Below are 16,132 nucleotides of genomic sequence, written 5' to 3' on the forward strand. Positions count from 1 at the left end.
GGCTTAACCGCCGAGCCGCTCGCCTGGGTTCAGGTGGTATCCGTGAATGAAGTCTTGCGCCGACATGCGCTTCTTGCCCTCGAGTTGAAGCTCGACGATCTCGAGCACCGTACCCGCCCCGCAGCCCACCAGCAGCCGAGCCCGTTCGACATGCAGCTCGCCCGGCGGCACGGGCTTTTCCTGGGCAGCATGCGCCGTGTGCACCACCAGGTTCTTGCCCCGGAAGCTGTTGTAGGCGCCCGGCCAGGGCTGGAAGCCACGCAGCCGGTTCACGATCTCGGCCGCCGGACGCTGGAAATCGATGACCCCGTCCTCTTTCTTCAGGATCGGCGCCAAGGTCGCGCTCGAATCGTCTTGCGGCCGGGGCTGGATGCGTCCGGCCTCGAGGCCGCGCAGCGTCTCCACCACCAACCGGGCGCCGGCGCCGGCCAGCCGGGGCGCCAGCGTGAGGGCAGTGTCCCCAGGCGCGATGGGCATTTCCTCCTGGAGCAGGATGTCCCCTGTGTCCAGGCCCTCGTTGATGCGCATGGTGGTATTGCCGGTCACCGTCTCACCGGAAGCGATGGCCCACTGGATGGGCGCGGCTCCGCGATACTTGGGCAGCAGAGAGGCGTGCAGGTTGATGTTGCCCAGCGGCGGCAGCTCGATCATCCACGTGGGAATGATCCGGCCGTAGCCGACCACTATGATCGCGCGCGGCGCAAGCTGCGCCAATTGAGCCCGGAATTCCTCGTTGTTCTTGATCTTGTCGGGTTGGATCACCGGCAGGCCGAGAGACTGGGCCATCCGCTTGACGGCCGGGGCGGCGATTTCCTGCCCGCGCCCGCTCGGCCGGTCGGGTTGGGTAACGACCAAGCGGACGCGGAATCCTTCCCGGACCAGCGCTTCGAGCGTTGGCACCGCGAACTGCGGTGTGCCGCAAAACACCAGGTCCATCGCCTGCCCGCCGTTTCTACCGGAGTCGAAGGATCACCACTCTCCTGCGCGGACCAGCTTGCGGATCTTGCGCTTCATCAGGTCACGTTTCAAGGCGCTGATGTGCGAGATGTAGAGCCGTCCGTTCAAATGGTCGGTCTCATGTTGAAAGGCCCGTGCCAGCAAGTCCTCGCCCGACCTCTCGAACCAATTGCCTTCCGCGTCCTGCGCTCGAACCGTGGCTCGCCGGGCCCGCGTGACCTGCTCGCGGAACTCGGGAATGCTGAGGCAGCCTTCCTGGCCACGCTGCTTGCCCTCCAGGTGGACGATCTCCGGGTTGACCAGTACGAGTTTAGCGCTTGGATCCTCCTTGAATGTGACGTCGATCACCACCAGGCGCTTCGAGACCCCGATCTGGGGAGCCGCCAGGCCGACGCCGTGCGCCGCGTACATGGATTCGAACATGTCGTCCACCAGCTTGCGCAACTGGTCATCAAAGACGGTGATCGGTTCAGACGGCTTTTCCAGCACCGGATCGCCGAGTTTCACGATGGGGTAGATCATCCTGTTCGATGCTCTGGCTTCCTGCCCAGGTGGTCCCGCGGAGCGCCGGCCGTTTTGCCGGCTTCCGCACCCGGGAATCCAACCCTCCAAACTAAAGCATGCGCCGGAACCATGGCAATGGCGTCGTGAGCCGCTGAGGTGTTCCGGCCCGGGCGCCCGGATGCTACGCTCATGGGGATGAGCGAGGTGTTCTATGCACGCTACGGGTCGCCCATCGGGCCGCTGATCGTGGGCGCGACCTCGCGCGGGCTGGCCGCGCTCGAGTTCGAGCGCGGGCGCCTGCAGCCGCGCCGCCGCCCGGGGGATACCTGGGTGCGATCCAGGAACGAGGTTGAAGCGGCGATCGGCGAGCTGGACGAGTATTTCGCCGGGCGCCGCCGCCGCTTCACCGTGCCCCTGGACCTGCACGGAACCGATTTCCAGCTGCGCTGCTGGCGCGCGCTGCGGGAGATCCCCTACGGCGAAACCATCACCTACGCCGAACTGGCGCGCCGGGTGGGGAGCCCGCGCGGCTTCCGGGCTGTGGGCATGGCGAACCACGACAATCCCGTGGCCATCGTCGTGCCCTGTCATCGCGTGCTGGCCTCGGACGGCTCCCTCGGAGGCTACGGCGGCGGCCTCGACGTCAAGCGCGCCCTGCTCCAGTTGGAAGGCGCCCTGCCTCGCACCCTCGATCTCCTTCCTCCCTGAAGAGAAAGGGCGGCCGAAGCCACCCGCTGCCGGCCACCGGTTGATGCCGAATGGCCGTGAAAGTACACTGGCGTCATGCACGCGCATGCGCATGCCAACCAGGGGACGTCGCGCATCTTGCGTGTCGCGCTGCTGCTCACCTTCGCGTACATCGTGCTGCTGGTCGTCACCGGCATCCGCGCGCATTCCCTGGCGCTGCTGTCCGAGGCCGGACACAATCTCTCCGACTTTCTCGCGCTGCTCCTCTCCTGGGTGGCGCTGTTCTTTCAGGGCCGCCCGCCCAGTTCGACCAAGACCTACGGCTATCAGCGGACGGGGGTGCTGGCGGCGTTCATCAACGCGCTGTCGCTGGTGGTGATCGCGTTCCTTATCTTCTACGAGGCCGGGCGGCGGCTTTACCAGCCTGCGCCGGTGCACGCCAACGTCATGATGGTGGTCGCCGCCGTCGGCATCGCGCTCAACGGCGTGATCGCCGCGCTGCTGTTTCGCAGCCGCGGTGACGTGAACATCCGCAGCTCCTTCATCCATATGCTCGGCGACACGCTATCCACCGCCGCCGTCCTGGTCGGCGGCTGGGCCATCCTGTTGACCGGTCAGAGCTGGATCGACCCGGCGCTTTCCTTCGGCATCGGTGCGCTGATCGTGTGGTCGTCGTTCGGCATCATCAGCGAGACCCTCAACATCCTGCTGGAAGGCACGCCGCGCGGGATGGAAATGGACCACATCGCCCAGGAGATCCGCGCCATCCCCGGCGTGCTCGACGTGCACGACTTGCACGCCTGGAGCCTGGGCTCGGAGAGCCACGCCCTCTCCTGCCACATCCAGATCGCCGACATCCCTCCCTCGGAGAGCGAGAGCATCCTCCGCCAGGTGAACGAGCGCCTGGCGCAAGCTTTCCACATCTTCCATACCACCATCCAGTTCGAGCACGCCGTGTGCGATGTGGCGCACGGCTGCGTCGTGCCTGTCATTGGAGAAGAGCACACCCACTGATCACAGCGCCGGGCTATGTCCCGCATGGACGGCTGAGGCCACCCGACTAAAATGGAATCCCATGAAACGTCTGCTCGCTGCGTTCGCGATCTCCGCGGTCCTCCTGAATGGTTGTAACCAGGAACGACGCGCCGAAAAGAAGCCTTCTGCGAGCGGCGTGATCCTTTCCACCACGGTGGCGCCTGGTTCCGCCTTCCAGATGTCGGTCTCCTTCGATCCGGCCCAGCCCCGGATGTCGACGAAAACAAAGTTCCGCATCACGCTGCTGGACCCCGCGGGCGCGCCGGTTTCCGGTGCGCAGGTGCAAGCCTCCCTGGTCATGCCGCTCATGGATATGGGCAAGAACGGTTTCCCGCTGCCGCAGGCCGGGATCGGCGAGTACGAGGGGACGGGGCAGTTCACCATGTCCGGCGAATGGGAGGCAGTGTTCATCGCGACCGCCGCAGGCAAGACCGGGAAGACGACTTTTAACGTCCGCGTCGAGGACTAGTCACCACAGGACATGTCCAGCAGTAGTACGCCGGTAATGTTCATTTGGCCGTCCGGGTGTCGTACTCTGAGAAGAGCATGGCGTTGAGCACCCTGGTCGTGAGCTGCGATCCGCAGCTCCTTCAGAAGATCATCCCCGTCTTCGAACTGGCCGGGATTGACACCGAAGTGTGCACGCGGGCCGAAGACGCCCAGCGCAAGATCGCAAGCACGCGCTATGACGCCACTGTCATCGACTGCGCCAGCCTTCCCGGGGCGCGTGGCGTGCTCGACGGGGTACGCCGCAGCTCCAACCGTTCCGCCGTGACCTTCGCCATCGTCAGCGAGATCACCAGCCCACGCGACGCCGCCATGCTCGGCGCCAGCTTCGTGCTGGAAAAAAGCTTCACCCAGGACTGGTTGCTGCATAATCTGCGCGCCGCGCAGGGGCTCATGGCTTCGGAGAACCGGCGCTACTACCGCCATCCTGCGGACTTCATCGCTTGGGTGCAGCGCCCCGGCGACCGCAGCGGCGAGATCCCGGTCTCGGCAGAGAACGTGAGCCAGGGAGGCCTGGGCATCCAGACCACAGCGTCGCTCACCGAGCACAGCCTGGTCGAGTTGCGCTTCACCTTGCCAGGAGACTCGTCGGTCGATGCCCAGGCGGAAGTCCTCTGGGCGCGTGACGGCCGCGCCGGCTTGCAGTTCACCCGCATGTCCAGCAAGTCGCGCGCCCGGCTGGTGGCCTGGCTCATGGAACAGTACGATCGCACTCAGCCCCCGCTCCCCTCTCTCCCGCCATCCATGGGTTCCGCGCCGCGGACGGAGTCGTTCGGGCCTCAGGGACGCAGGCTCATGTGCCACGCCTTCGCCCAGAACCTTCCCATCGCCTGGAAGTGCAGTGGCTGCGGCTGGCGCCACTCCATCAAGCTGGAAGAGACGCGCTGGCGCTACGCCAATGAGCCGCCCGAGCCGGTGGTGTCGGCCTTCGAGACCCACGAGTGCGTCCAACACCCCGCCGGGTCCGTCTTCCGCAGCTAGGCAGCGAGTTCGTTTCCCGCTACCGTCTGCCTATGGGAATGGTTTTCGATTCCTGTTGCGTCGCCGATGCCGCCTGCGCCTTTTCCGCCGGGCTCACGATCCCCAGCTTCTTGCGAACGTCAGCTTCGACCTTCGCCAGCACGTCCTTGTTTTCCTTGAGGAATTGCTTGGCGTTCTCGCGGCCCTGCCCGATGCGCTCGCCCTTGTAGCTGAACCAGGCGCCCGACTTCTCGACGATGTCGTTGTTCGCCGCCAGGTCGAGCACGTCGCCTTCCCGCGAGATGCCCTCGCCGTACATGATGTCGAATTCGGCCTCGCGGAACGGCGCCGCCACCTTGTTCTTCACCACTTTCACTCGCGTGCGCGAGCCCAGCACCACGTCGCCTTCCTTGATGGCCGCGATGCGCCGGATGTCGATGCGCACCGAGGAATAGAATTTCAGCGCCCGCCCGCCCGTCGTGGTTTCCGGATTGCCGAACATCACGCCGATCTTCTCCCGGATCTGGTTGATGAAGATCAGGCAGGTGCGCGATTTCGACACCGTGCCGGTCAGCTTGCGCAGCGCCTGCGACATCAGCCGCGCCTGCAATCCGACATGGCTGTCGCCCATCTCGCCGTCCAACTCCGCCTTGGGTACCAGCGCCGCCACCGAGTCCACTACCAGCACGTCGATCGCGCCCGAGCGCACCAGCGCTTCCGTGATCTCCAGCGCCTGCTCCCCGTAGTCCGGCTGCGAGATCAGCAGGTTGTCGGTGTCAACGCCCAGCTTATTGGCGTACTGCGGGTCGAGTGCGTGCTCGGCATCCACGAACGCGGCCATGCCCCCTGTCTTCTGCGCCTCCGCGATCACCTGGAGTGCGATGGTGGTCTTGCCGCTTGCCTCCGGTCCAAAGATCTCCACCACCCGCCCGCGCGGAAAGCCGCCCACGCCCAGCGCCGCATCGAACGAGATCGCCCCCGTCGGGATCACCGCGATGGGCACGATCGCTTCCTTCGTCCCCAGGCGCATGATCGAGCCCTTGCCGAACTGCTTTTCGATCTGCGCTAGCGCCAGATCGATCGCTTTTGCCTTATCGTCTGCCATGATTGCCTCTCCTGCTGAAGTGACGCGCGCCAGTCACCGCTTCGGGGGCGTGCTGACTCGATGATCTGATCACCCGATCACTCGATTATGATCGACGGGCTAGAGTACACGCTTCATCGCCCCGCGTCAGTGTCGTCCCCCGACAAAAATGCAGTATACATGGAAATCTGGAGAAGGCGAACAAAAAGCGAATCTCTGTTGACTTGTGTGGGACAGCCGCCTCGGCTGTCTGCGACCCAGTACAAGGGCCTGTGGGACACCAGCCTCGGCTGTCTTTGACACAGCACCAAGATGTGTGGGACAGCTGCCTCGGCTGTCATTTACCGCCCCGGCCTCTCGGCGCAATACTTCTCCAGGTTCCCCAGGGCCATGGCCCACGCCTTCTGGAAATAAGCGAACGACTCGTCCCACTTCCCGCCCTTGCCGAAGCCATATTCCGCGAGATGCACCGTCGTGCCACCCCCGGCAGCATCCAGCTTCAACTCAACCCAGGTAGCCAGCGGTTTCGCATTACGCTCGGCCGCCGGCAAGGCAGGAGGTCCCCCACTATGAGGCTTGCCGTCATCCAGCGTGAACGAGATCCACTCGAACGCCAGTTCGCGATTGGGCTGGAACTTCAACACACGCGCACCGCCCGTGCCGAATGATCTCGCCTCCGGGTCGGTGTCGGGCGCGAACAGGATCTCGTACCGTCCGCCCGGCCAGGGGTCGATGCGTGCTCCCTCGCTGAAAAAGTGTTTCACACCGTCTGCGCTCGTCCACAGTCTGAATGTGGCCGCCGGATCGCACGCCACCGTCTTCTCCAGTACGATCGAGCGGTCCGTCTTCTCCTTGCCCTTCATCAAGTCTGTGCCGGGTGTCTGGGGAGCGAAATGCTTCACCAGTTGTTGCAGTTCCCACTCGTTTCCCCGCTTAAAGAAGTCGTAGGACGCGTCCCATACCGGCCCGTCGCCCCATCCGACCATGGTCACGGTCACGCGCGTCTCCTGTGGTGACATCGGCTCGAATCGATACACCACCCAGGTTGCCTGTGCCAGTTGGGCGGACAACGGCGCGCCTTCCGGAGCGGTAAACCGGGTCGTCAGCATGCGCTCCGGCTCATAGCTGAGGATGTGGTGCACGATCGTCCCGGCATCGCCGATCCTGGCTTGCGGGTTGTAATTCGTCTTTAGCGTCCCGCCGACGCGCAGTTCGATCTCCGCCACCGGCACCATCCACGACTGCACCCCTTCCTTGGTCGTGAACGCCTTCCAGACTTCCCCGACCGGCGCGCGCACTACCGCCTCGGTCCGGAGGATGCGCTCCTCGGAAAAACCCCTGCCGGACAGCAAAACCGATGCGGCGAGAACGAACAGGACTCTCCGGAATTGGCTGGACATACTCCTCCTCCCACTCTCTCACTTGCGATAGATCAGCGCGGTAGCCATCCCTGCCGCGGCCATCCACACGAACTCGTAACCCATCTGCTTCACCACCAGGTCGCCCTGCCACGGCTGCACCGCGTAGTTGATGAGGTAGTGGTTCACGCTCTCCACCAGCCACATCACCATCCCGTAGAACAGTCCAGCACGTAACGGAGAGCTGTATGCGGGTACCCATACCGCCCAGACCAGCACGAACGCGAAGGCGAATACCGCGAAGGCCGCCAGCAGGAACACCGCATGCTGGTTCGCGTCGGTCTCTGTGCGAAGCAGGTTCGGATACTGCGAATAATCGGCGTGCAGCAGCATGCCGTGGATGACGAAGCTTGTGATCGCCGTCAGCACGAATACCGCCACGAACGCCAGTACGAACCGTTTCCAATTCATCGTTTTCTCCTGAAGTGACGTTGACATCGGGGCCTGAATTCAACGGCGCCGCGGCCTGTCCAGCTCTGCCTGCGCCACCAGCCGCGCCAGATAGTCGCGCAGCACCTCCACGGCGGCATCGAACGGCTCCAGGCTGCGATGCGCCCGCGCCTGCATCACCGCGCCCTCCATGACGGTCAGGACGAAGCGCGCCAGGGCCGCGCGGTCCACCTCCGGCGGGAGGTGCTCCGCGGCCTCATCCAGGCATTTCTTCACCCAGCCCACCCAGCCGTTGAAGTTGGCGGCGATCTTCTGGCGCGCGCTGGGCAGGGCGTCGCCCACCTCCAGCGCCAGGTTGCCGATCGGGCAACCGTGCTTGAAATCGCTCGCCACCAGCCCCTGCCGGTACCCTTCCAGGATGGCGAAGATGCGCACCATGGGGTCGTCCACCGCCTTGAATGCCGGCTCCACCACCCGCGGCCACAGCAGCTCGGTATAACGGTCCAGGACGGCCAGCAGCAGCTCCTCCTTGGTCTTGAAGAAGTAGTAGAGGCTTCCGGGATTGGCCTTGGCCCGTTTAACTACCTCGCCTAGGCTGGTGGCCTCGTAGCCCTTCTCCCAGAAGAGCTCGCGCGCCGCCTCCACCAAGCGCTCCCGTGTAGCCGTCTTTGCCGCAACGCCTGCCATATCAAGTGTTAGTTGGTTAACTACCTAAGATATTTTCCACGCGACAATTGGTCTCGTCAAGTCATTTTTTCCAGGATTCTTTCAGTCGGCCTTGGTCCTGTGCGAGCAGGGTTCTTGGTACTGAGTGTTAAGGCAGAAAGGCTGGCGTTGCCGCCAGCCTTTGGAGGGACTCTAAGTGCGGGTCAGTTTCCGCCCTGGAGGGTCGCTCCCAGCATGCGGGCCGTCTGCACCGACGGCGCGTAATCCCGGGTATAGATGTCCACCACCGCCCGTCCCACGATGCGCGTCTTGGCCACTGAGTGCATGTGCACCGGGAGGGTGAACTCGTTGAAGTCGGCGTAGTCCTGGACGAAGTCGATGTTCTTGATGAAGAACGACGGGTTCTTCACCAGCGTGCCCTCGGCGCGGCGCAGGCTACCGCTGGCCACGTCCACGTAGATCTTCCCCTTGAAGAGCCCGGGGCGCTTCTGCCGCGGCTTGACGGCGTAGACGTGCACCGGGCGGCCGTCGATCTCCTGCACGCCCTTGTAGCTGAACTTGTAATTCGCCGCGGTGATGGCGGTCTGCGCGCCTTCCTGCTTCTCCACGTGCGTGACCTCCGACTGCAGCATGCGCAGGATGACGTTGCTCTTCACGAACTTGTCGCCGGTGAAGCGGATGGCGGTGAACTGCAGCGTCCTGGGAGCGACGTAGTGGCGCGTCAGCTCGTACTCTCCGTGCTGGGAGGTGTCGGGAAGCTGGGCCTGGACGGTGGTGCTGGCGGTGTACCCAGCCAGCAGCTCCGCCTGCCGGGCAGAGCGTTGCTCATAGGTCTCCAGCGCCAGATCCGGCGCCATGCGGGGCGCGGCCGAAACCGGCGACAACGACAGGTCGGGCGCGTGCCGGCTCAGCGCGATGTCCGGAGCGTCCGGGTTCGGCCCGGAAGCCAGGAACGACTGTCCCCACAGCGGGGCCGCCGCCACAACAACCAAGATTGCGAAGATGGCATTGCGAAATCGCATATCGAACAATTCTAAGAGTTTACCCTGTTCTGCCCCGGGCGTGAAGTTACCCCGGTAACATCGGACACCGGGAAGTGCCAAAAGATTCAACACCTTGGATATGCGCCAGCGCCCTGCCGCCGGTTCCGTTCACCTCCGTCCTGCTGGACAACCGGCGATTTTCTGAACGGCCCCAGCGGGGTTTACGTACCCCCGTCTGCTGCTTAGAATTGCAGCGCTCTGCAGGAGGAGTTATGCAACGTAGGTATTTGCCAGTGCTGATCGTTCTCGTACTTTTCCTTGCCCCGGTGATTTGGGCCGGGAGTGAGTCGTCCACCGCTCTGATCCCGCGGCAAATCCTGTTCGGCAACCCCGAGCGGACCAGCCCGCGCATCTCGCCCGATGGCACCCGCCTGGCGTATCTCGCTCCCGACGACAAAGGCGTGCTCAACGTCTGGGTGCGCACCATCGGCAAGACCGACGACCAGGTGGTCACCGCCGACAAGAAACGCGGCATCCGCTTTTTTCTCTGGCAGTTCGACTCCCAGCACGTCCTCTACATCCAGGACCGTGACGGCGATGAGAACTTCCACCTCTACCAGACCAACCTCAAGACCAAGGAAACGCGCGACCTGACTCCCTTCGAGGGTATCCAGGCGCGGCCGGGAGAATACTTCCCCCAGCTTCCCGACACCATGCTGGTCTACATGAACGTGCGCGATAAGCGCTTCCACGACGTCTATCGCGTGGATCTTAAGACCGGCAAGGCCGAGCTCGATACAGAGAATCCGGGCGACGTCGCCGGCTGGACCGCCGACAACAGCCTCCAGGTCCGGGCCGCCGACGTCACCACGCCGGACGGCGGCAACATCATCCGGGTGCGCGATTCGGCGAAATCGCCCTGGCGTGAGCTGATCAAGTGGGGCCCCGACGAGAGCCTCGGAGGCAGCATCGCTTTTTCTCCTGACAACAAGAGTCTCTGGGTCGGCACCAGCGTGGGCGGCAATGCCAAGCGCCTGGTCGAGATCGACCTGGCCACGGGCAAACAAAAAATCGTCGCCGAGGACCCGCAGTACGACGCCGAGGACGTGCTCATCAATCCCAAGACCCACGCGCTGGAAGCGGTCGAGTTCGTCCGCGCCCGCACCGACTGGCAGGTCGTGGATCCCGCCATCAAGGCGGATTTTGCCGCCCTCCACAAGGTCCGGAATGCCGACATCCGCGTGGTCAGCCGCGATCTCGCCGACCGGCACTGGATCGTGGCCTACTCCGCCGATGATGCGCCGATCTACTTCTACGTTTACGACCGCAACACCAAGCAGGCCACGGTGATCTTCAGCGACCGGCCAAAGCTCGAGGGCTACAAGCTGTCCCCCATGAAGCCGATCTCCTTCAAGGCCCGCGACGGCATGGAGATCTACGGCTACCTCACGCTGCCCGCCGGCGCCGAGCCCAAGAATCTGCCCATGGTCGAGTTCGTCCATGGCGGGCCGTGGGGACGAGACGTCTGGGGTTTCAACCGCTACGCGCAATGGCTCTCCAACCGCGGCTATGCCGTCCTCCAGGTGAACTTCCGCGCCTCCACCGGATACGGCAAGCAATACCTCAACGCCGGCGACCGCGAGTGGGGCGGCAAGATGCACACCGATCTGCTCGACGGCAAGCAGTGGGTCCTTCAGCAGGGCTACGTCGATCCCAAGAAAGTCTGCATCATGGGCGGCAGCTACGGCGGATACGCGACTCTCGCCGCAGTGACCTTCACCCCCGACGAGTTCTCCTGCGGCGTGGACATCGTCGGGCCCTCGAACCTGAACACGCTGCTGAAGACCATCCCACCCTACTGGACCACCGTCAAAGCCATCTTCGACAAGCGCATGGGCACGGGAGAAGAGTTCCTCAACTCGCGTTCGCCGCTGTTCAAGGCCGACCAGATCAAGGCCACGCTGCTGATCGGTCAGGGGAAGAACGATCCTCGGGTCAACAAGGCGGAGAGCGACCAGATCGTCGCCGCCATGAAGAAGAACAACAAGCCGGTCGAGTACATCGTCTTCCCGGACGAGGGACACGGTTTTGCCCGCCCGGAGAACAACATGGCCTTCAACGCCGCCACCGAAGGCTTCCTGGCCAAGACCTTGGGCGGGCGGGTCGAACCTCCCTCCGAGGCGGAGGCCAAGCTGCTCACCGAGGTCACGCAGAAGTAGCACTCACGCACCCGGGCGGAGGGCGCGTCCAGCGTCCTCCGCTTTTTCCTGCGCGTTTTCCACGCGCCCTTGCGGTAATCTTCTCTCCGTATGTCCAACGACGGTTCCCCGGGGCCGACCATCGAGGTCTTCGCCGTGTACGGCGTCGAGCCCGAAGTGCAGGCCTACGCCATGGCCAAGTACTCGCGCTCGGCGCTCTCCATGAAGGAATCGCTGAAGCAGATCAGCGAGCAGAAGGCCGAGCAGTTCCTCAATACCTTCTACTTCCAGTACGGACACCGCTCGATCGCCGACCTGGCGCACATCGCGCTGGCCATCGAAAAACTTTCGATTCTGGCTGCCATCGCCGTGGTGGATGAGCAGCGCTGGGACGGCCAGGAGCGCTCCACTCGCTACCAGGACTTCAAGAAAAGCGGCTACCACACGCCCGGCTTCGCCGACGCCGCGGCCGAAAAACTCTACCGCGAGACCTCGGACTTCCTCTTCTCCGAGTACGAATCCTTCTCCCAGGAGATGTTCCGCTACCTGGTCGAGCGCACGCCGCGCCCCGGCGAGATGAAGCAGGCCGACTACGACCGCACGCTGAAGGCGCGGGCGTTCGATCTTTCGCGCTACCTGCTGCCGCTGGCCACCAATACCTCGCTCGGACAGATCGTGAACGCGCGCACCCTGGAGACGCAGATCTCGCGCCTGCTCTCGCACACGCATCCCGAGGTGCGGCGCCTGGGCGAGCTGCTGAAGCAGGCGGCTCGCCAGCCCGCGTACAACGTGGGCGCCGAGGCTGCGCGGCAACTGGTCGAGGACATCCGCAAGGCCGACCCGGCGCTGGGCGAGCGCGCAGCGCAACTCCTGCTGAAAGACGTGAAGGCCGCGCCCACGCTGGTCAAGTACGCCGAGCCCAACCCCTACGAGATCGAGACCCGGCGCGAGCTGCGCCAGGCCGCGGCCGAGCTGCTGCGCGACATCCCGCCCGCCGCGGCCAAGACCGTCGAGCTGTGCGACTACGATCCCTTCGAGGTGGAGCTGGCGGCCACGCTGCTCTATCCGCACTGCCACCACTCCTACCGCCAGATCTCGGCGCTGGTGGACTCGCTCGCGGAGCCACGCCGCCGCGAGATCATCGAGCTGGGCATGCGCCACCGCGGCAAGCACGACGAGCTGCCCCGCGAGTTCGCCGCCGGGCAGCGCTTCCGCTTCGACATCCTGATGGACATCGGCGGCTTCCGCGACATGCACCGCCACCGCCGCTGCGTGCAGATCATGCAGGGCTTCACCACCCAGCACGGCTTCGACACGCCCGACGACATCGCCGCCGCGGGAATGGAGCCGCGCTACACCAGGACCATGCAGCGCGCCGCCGCCGTTTGCGCGAACCTGGCCGCCGCCCCCGGCGAAGACTCCGCCGAGATCGCGCAGTACGTCATCCCGCTCGGCTACCGCAAGCGCACCCTGTTCAAGATGGATTTCGCCGAGGTGGTGTACATCACCGAGCTGCGCACCGGCGTGGCCGGCCACTTCTCCTACCGCAACGTCGCCTGGCAGATGTACGAGGCCGTGGCCAAGCGCTTTCCCGCCCTGGCCAAGTACTTCCGCGTCACCGACGTCCGCGAGCCAGTGGATCTGCTCAAGCGGTAAGAGCTTTACCGCAGAGATCGCAGAGAACGCAGAGAAACGAATTGTCAAAGAGCGATGTGTGGGACAGCCGCCTCGGCTGTCCTGTTGTTATTGCTCCGGCTGCGGCTCGGGGCCGAGCTGGAGGTGTTTCAGGTTCCAGCTTGCGATCTGGAGGCCGTAGAGCAGCAAGGCTGCCTTCTTGTAGTTGAGGTTCCCGCGATACAGACCGTCCATGACGATCATGACGGCGACCTGAATCGCGTTGGCATCCTCGAGAACGGGAAGACGGATGGGGCGCTCGTCGGCGAGCGCCTTGTCGTGGAAGTAGCAGAGGTCCGTGCCGGAAACCGCGGGAGAGCCGCAGCGCTCGCCGTTGGACTTGAGGTGGGCGCAGCGGAGCGCCTGGCGGGCGTTGACGGTGCGGGCGTGGTTGCCGGCAATGGCAGGGACAGATTGCATGGGGGTACCCCCTCCCCCTCGATATGTCGTTCCAAAAGACTTACGAGGGGAGATATGTGAGATATGTGAGGAGGATGGGCGACGACATACTCCTACTTCCAGCATAGCAAGTCGAGAGCATGCAGGGGGCAGGAGGCGGGCGGAGAAGCCATTGCGGATCAGCGGGTTACAGGAGCCGAAAATATTGTTCTTGACATAGCTTAAAGATATACAAATCCAGATTTTGCGCGGTGGTTTGTTTTCAAGCGGTTAGAGGGGCCTCACGCAGTGGACACAATTTCCCGTCTGTCATCCTGAGCGACGTGCGCCCCGGTTTTGGGCACACGAGCGAAGGATCTCGCCGGTGTGGGCATCCACGACGCCAGTCAATCGGTTTCTCCGGAAACCCAGACAGATTGACATCGCGGCTGCCCGAGACTCGCGAGATCGTTTGGGGAGACCTCGGGCTGAAGCCCGGGGCCAAACTCTTACGCCCGCTTCGCGGGCTGGACAGCCGAGGGCGGCTGTCCCACGCCGGGGCTAAAGCCCCGGTTCTTTTTTGCGCTCTGAACCCCGGCCTAAAGGCCGGGGCTTCCACCGGCCCTTCGTTTTTACGCCTGTTGAAGCGGGCTGGACAGCCGAGGGCGGCTGTCCCACACCGGGGCTAAAGCCCCGGTTCCTTGTTGCGCTCTAAACCCCGGCCTAAAGGCCGGGGCTTCCACCGGCCCTTCGTTCTTACGCCTGCTGAAGCGGGCTGTTCCTCGACTGAATGCCCCACCCCTTGTTCGCGGACTGAAGTCCGCGAATCCCGGGTCGCGGAGCGAGTCAGGGCTAAAGCCCTGACCTACCGAGCCCGGGCCCACCGCCCGAGGCTAAGTTCTTACGCGCGCTTCGCGGGCTAGACAGCCGAGGCGGCTGTCCCACACCGGGGCTAAAGCCCCGGTTTCTGTTTGCGCTCTGAACCGCGGCCTAAAGGCCGGGGCTTCCACCGGCCCTTCGCTCTTACGCCCGCTGAAGCGGGCTGTACAGCCGAGGGCGGCTGTCCCACACCGGGGCTAAAGCCCCGGTTCTTTTTTGCGCTCTGAACCCCGGCCTAAAGGCCGGGGCTTCCACCGGCCCTTCGTTTTTACGCCTGTTGAAGCGGGCTGGACAGCCGAGGGCGGCTGTCCCACACCGGGGCTAAAGCCCCGGTTCTTTCTTGCGCTCTGAACCCCGGCCTAAAGGCCGGGGCTTCCACCGGCCCTTCGTTCTTACGCCTGCTGAAGCGGGCTCGACAGCCGAGGGCGGCTGTCCCACACGAGCAAGACGCGGCCGAGGGCGGCCGCGCTACAAGTTCGTTATACGAAGTTTTTCTCGGCGCACTCGGCGATCTCGGCGGTGAAATCCGTCAGCGCCTGAAATCCCAGCGGCATCCGATTTGCAAGGCGGCGCGAGGGCTTTGACCGTAAAATCCGAGTCTCACGGATCTCGCGTATGACGCACACGGCGGAACCATTCTTGCTCGAGCTGTTCTTCATCTTCGTCTGGGCGAAGGTGGCGGGGGAGATTTTCGAGCGGCTGGGCCTGCCCGCGGTGGTGGGCGAGATCCTGGCGGGTGTCGTCCTCGGCCCCTACGCGACCAGGCTGCTGGACCCGAGCGCGACCACGCTCTCCATCGCCGAGATCGGGGCCATCTTCCTGCTGTTCACGGTGGGACTGGAGACCAGCCCCAAGGAGCTGGTCCGGGTGGGGCGCGTATCGCTGAGCGTGGCGGCCGCCGGCATCGTTGCGCCGTTCGTCCTGGGGTTCGCGTACATGCGCTTCCTGCGCGGCCACCCGGCGCACGAGGCGACCTTCGTGGCCGCCGCCATGGTGGCCACCAGCGTGGGCATCACGGCGCGCGTGCTGGGCGACCTGCACGTGCTGCAAACACGGGTCGCGAAGATCATCCTCGGGGCCGCCGTCTTCGACGACATCCTGGGCATGATCCTGCTGGCGGTGGTGGCCGGGGTGGCTTCCAGGGCGGGCGTCCAGTGGACGCAACTGGGGGTCGTGACCGCCGAGGCCGTGATCTTTGCCGTGTTCATGATCTTCCTCGCGCCCCGCCTCGTAGGGCACATCCGGCCGAGCGTGGAGCGCATGTCCACGCGGAACGCGCCGCTGATCCTGTCCCTGGCCCTTTGTCTGGGACTGTCGGTGGCGGCAGAGCGCATCGGGATGGCGGCCATCGTGGGAGCGTTCTTCGCCGGGCTGGCCTTCGCGGAATATTCCCCGGAGTGGAACCTGCAGCCGCGGGTGAATGCGATCAACGAGCTGCTGGCGCCATTCTTCTTTTTCACCATGGGCTCGCGGCTGGACCTGCGGGTGTTCGACGGGAGCATCCTCGTGGCATCGGTGATCGTCACGGCACTGGCCATCGCGGCCAAGCTGGTCGGCTGCGGGTTGCCGGTCCTGAAAGAAGGCTGGCCCAGCGCGCTGAAGGTGGGTGTGGGCATGACGCCGCGCGGGGAAGTGGCCCTGATCGTGGCCCTGATCGGATTGCAGATGAACATGATCTCGCAGCAGGTGTACGGCATCGTGATCTTCATGACGGCGGCGACCACGCTGCTGGCGCCGCCGCTGCTGCGCTACCTGTTCAAGCGCGACCTGGCGAAAGTGCCGGCGCCGGAAGAGGTCGTCACCGAGTAGCGC

At 64.5% G+C, this 16,132-nt stretch carries 15 protein-coding genes; 7 read left to right on the top strand and 8 right to left on the bottom strand.

From position 1 onward, the window contains the following. Positions 1-3: 3 nt before the first annotated feature. Both fmt and def read right to left on the bottom strand, forming a co-directional pair. A complete protein-coding gene (gene fmt / locus LAN37_13270) occupies positions 4-936 on the bottom strand; it encodes a methionyl-tRNA formyltransferase (GenBank protein MBZ5648180.1) in 933 nt (310 codons plus the stop codon). 33 nt (positions 937-969) lie between these two features. After that, positions 970-1,479 (bottom strand): peptide deformylase, encoded by a 510-nt coding sequence (def, locus tag LAN37_13275; GenBank protein ID MBZ5648181.1) that lies wholly within the window; start codon positions 1,477-1,479, stop codon positions 970-972. A 177-nt stretch (positions 1,480-1,656) separates the two neighbouring features. On the opposite strand from def, the gene LAN37_13280 reads away from it, so the two are divergent. The 4 genes from LAN37_13280 (at position 1,657) to LAN37_13295 (ending at position 4,671) form a co-directional block, all read left to right on the top strand. Next, positions 1,657-2,169 (top strand): methylated-DNA--[protein]-cysteine S-methyltransferase, encoded by a 513-nt coding sequence (locus LAN37_13280; GenBank protein MBZ5648182.1) that lies wholly within the window; start codon positions 1,657-1,659, stop codon positions 2,167-2,169. Between the two features lie 75 nt (positions 2,170-2,244). Beyond that, entirely contained in the window at positions 2,245-3,162 is a 918-nt protein-coding gene (locus LAN37_13285; GenBank protein ID MBZ5648183.1) for a cation diffusion facilitator family transporter, read from the top strand. A gap of 61 nt (positions 3,163-3,223) precedes the next feature. Then, on the top strand, positions 3,224-3,652 hold the full coding sequence (locus tag LAN37_13290; protein ID MBZ5648184.1) for a FixH family protein: 429 nt from the start codon (positions 3,224-3,226) through the stop codon (positions 3,650-3,652). Between the two features lie 77 nt (positions 3,653-3,729). Next, complete coding sequence (locus LAN37_13295; protein ID MBZ5648185.1) at positions 3,730-4,671, top strand: PilZ domain-containing protein; 942 nt, start codon at positions 3,730-3,732, stop codon at positions 4,669-4,671. 19 nt (positions 4,672-4,690) lie between these two features. Here the strand turns inward: LAN37_13295 and recA are convergent, their stop codons facing one another. From recA to LAN37_13320, 5 genes are all read right to left on the bottom strand, one after another. Further along, a complete protein-coding gene (recA, locus tag LAN37_13300) occupies positions 4,691-5,755 on the bottom strand; it encodes a recombinase RecA (protein ID MBZ5648186.1) in 1,065 nt (354 codons plus the stop codon). Between the two features lie 320 nt (positions 5,756-6,075). Then, complete coding sequence (locus tag LAN37_13305; protein ID MBZ5648187.1) at positions 6,076-7,134, bottom strand: SRPBCC domain-containing protein; 1,059 nt, start codon at positions 7,132-7,134, stop codon at positions 6,076-6,078. An 18-nt stretch (positions 7,135-7,152) separates the two neighbouring features. Beyond that, a complete protein-coding gene (locus LAN37_13310) occupies positions 7,153-7,563 on the bottom strand; it encodes a hypothetical protein (protein MBZ5648188.1) in 411 nt (136 codons plus the stop codon). Between the two features lie 39 nt (positions 7,564-7,602). Next, a complete protein-coding gene (locus LAN37_13315) occupies positions 7,603-8,229 on the bottom strand; it encodes a TetR/AcrR family transcriptional regulator (protein MBZ5648189.1) in 627 nt (208 codons plus the stop codon). Between the two features lie 182 nt (positions 8,230-8,411). After that, positions 8,412-9,230 carry a hypothetical protein gene (locus LAN37_13320; protein MBZ5648190.1) on the bottom strand — a complete coding sequence of 273 codons (819 nt, stop codon included), beginning with the start codon at positions 9,228-9,230 and terminating at the stop codon, positions 8,412-8,414. A 233-nt stretch (positions 9,231-9,463) separates the two neighbouring features. On the opposite strand from LAN37_13320, the gene LAN37_13325 reads away from it, so the two are divergent. Further along, positions 9,464-11,410: a S9 family peptidase gene (locus LAN37_13325; protein ID MBZ5648191.1), complete on the top strand. Its 1,947-nt coding sequence runs from the start codon at positions 9,464-9,466 to the stop codon at positions 11,408-11,410. 90 nt (positions 11,411-11,500) lie between these two features. After that, complete coding sequence (locus tag LAN37_13330; GenBank protein MBZ5648192.1) at positions 11,501-13,045, top strand: FAD-dependent thymidylate synthase; 1,545 nt, start codon at positions 11,501-11,503, stop codon at positions 13,043-13,045. A gap of 87 nt (positions 13,046-13,132) precedes the next feature. Here the strand turns inward: LAN37_13330 and LAN37_13335 are convergent, their stop codons facing one another. After that, a complete protein-coding gene (locus tag LAN37_13335) occupies positions 13,133-13,483 on the bottom strand; it encodes a hypothetical protein (GenBank protein MBZ5648193.1) in 351 nt (116 codons plus the stop codon). A 1,452-nt stretch (positions 13,484-14,935) separates the two neighbouring features. Between LAN37_13335 and LAN37_13340 the strand changes: the two genes are divergently transcribed. Further along, positions 14,936-16,129 carry a cation:proton antiporter gene (locus LAN37_13340; GenBank protein ID MBZ5648194.1) on the top strand — a complete coding sequence of 398 codons (1,194 nt, stop codon included), beginning with the start codon at positions 14,936-14,938 and terminating at the stop codon, positions 16,127-16,129. The last annotated feature ends 3 nt before the right edge of the window (positions 16,130-16,132 follow it).

Source organism: Terriglobia bacterium (assembly GCA_020073495.1).
GTDB lineage: Bacteria > Acidobacteriota > Terriglobia > Terriglobales > Acidobacteriaceae > JAIQFD01.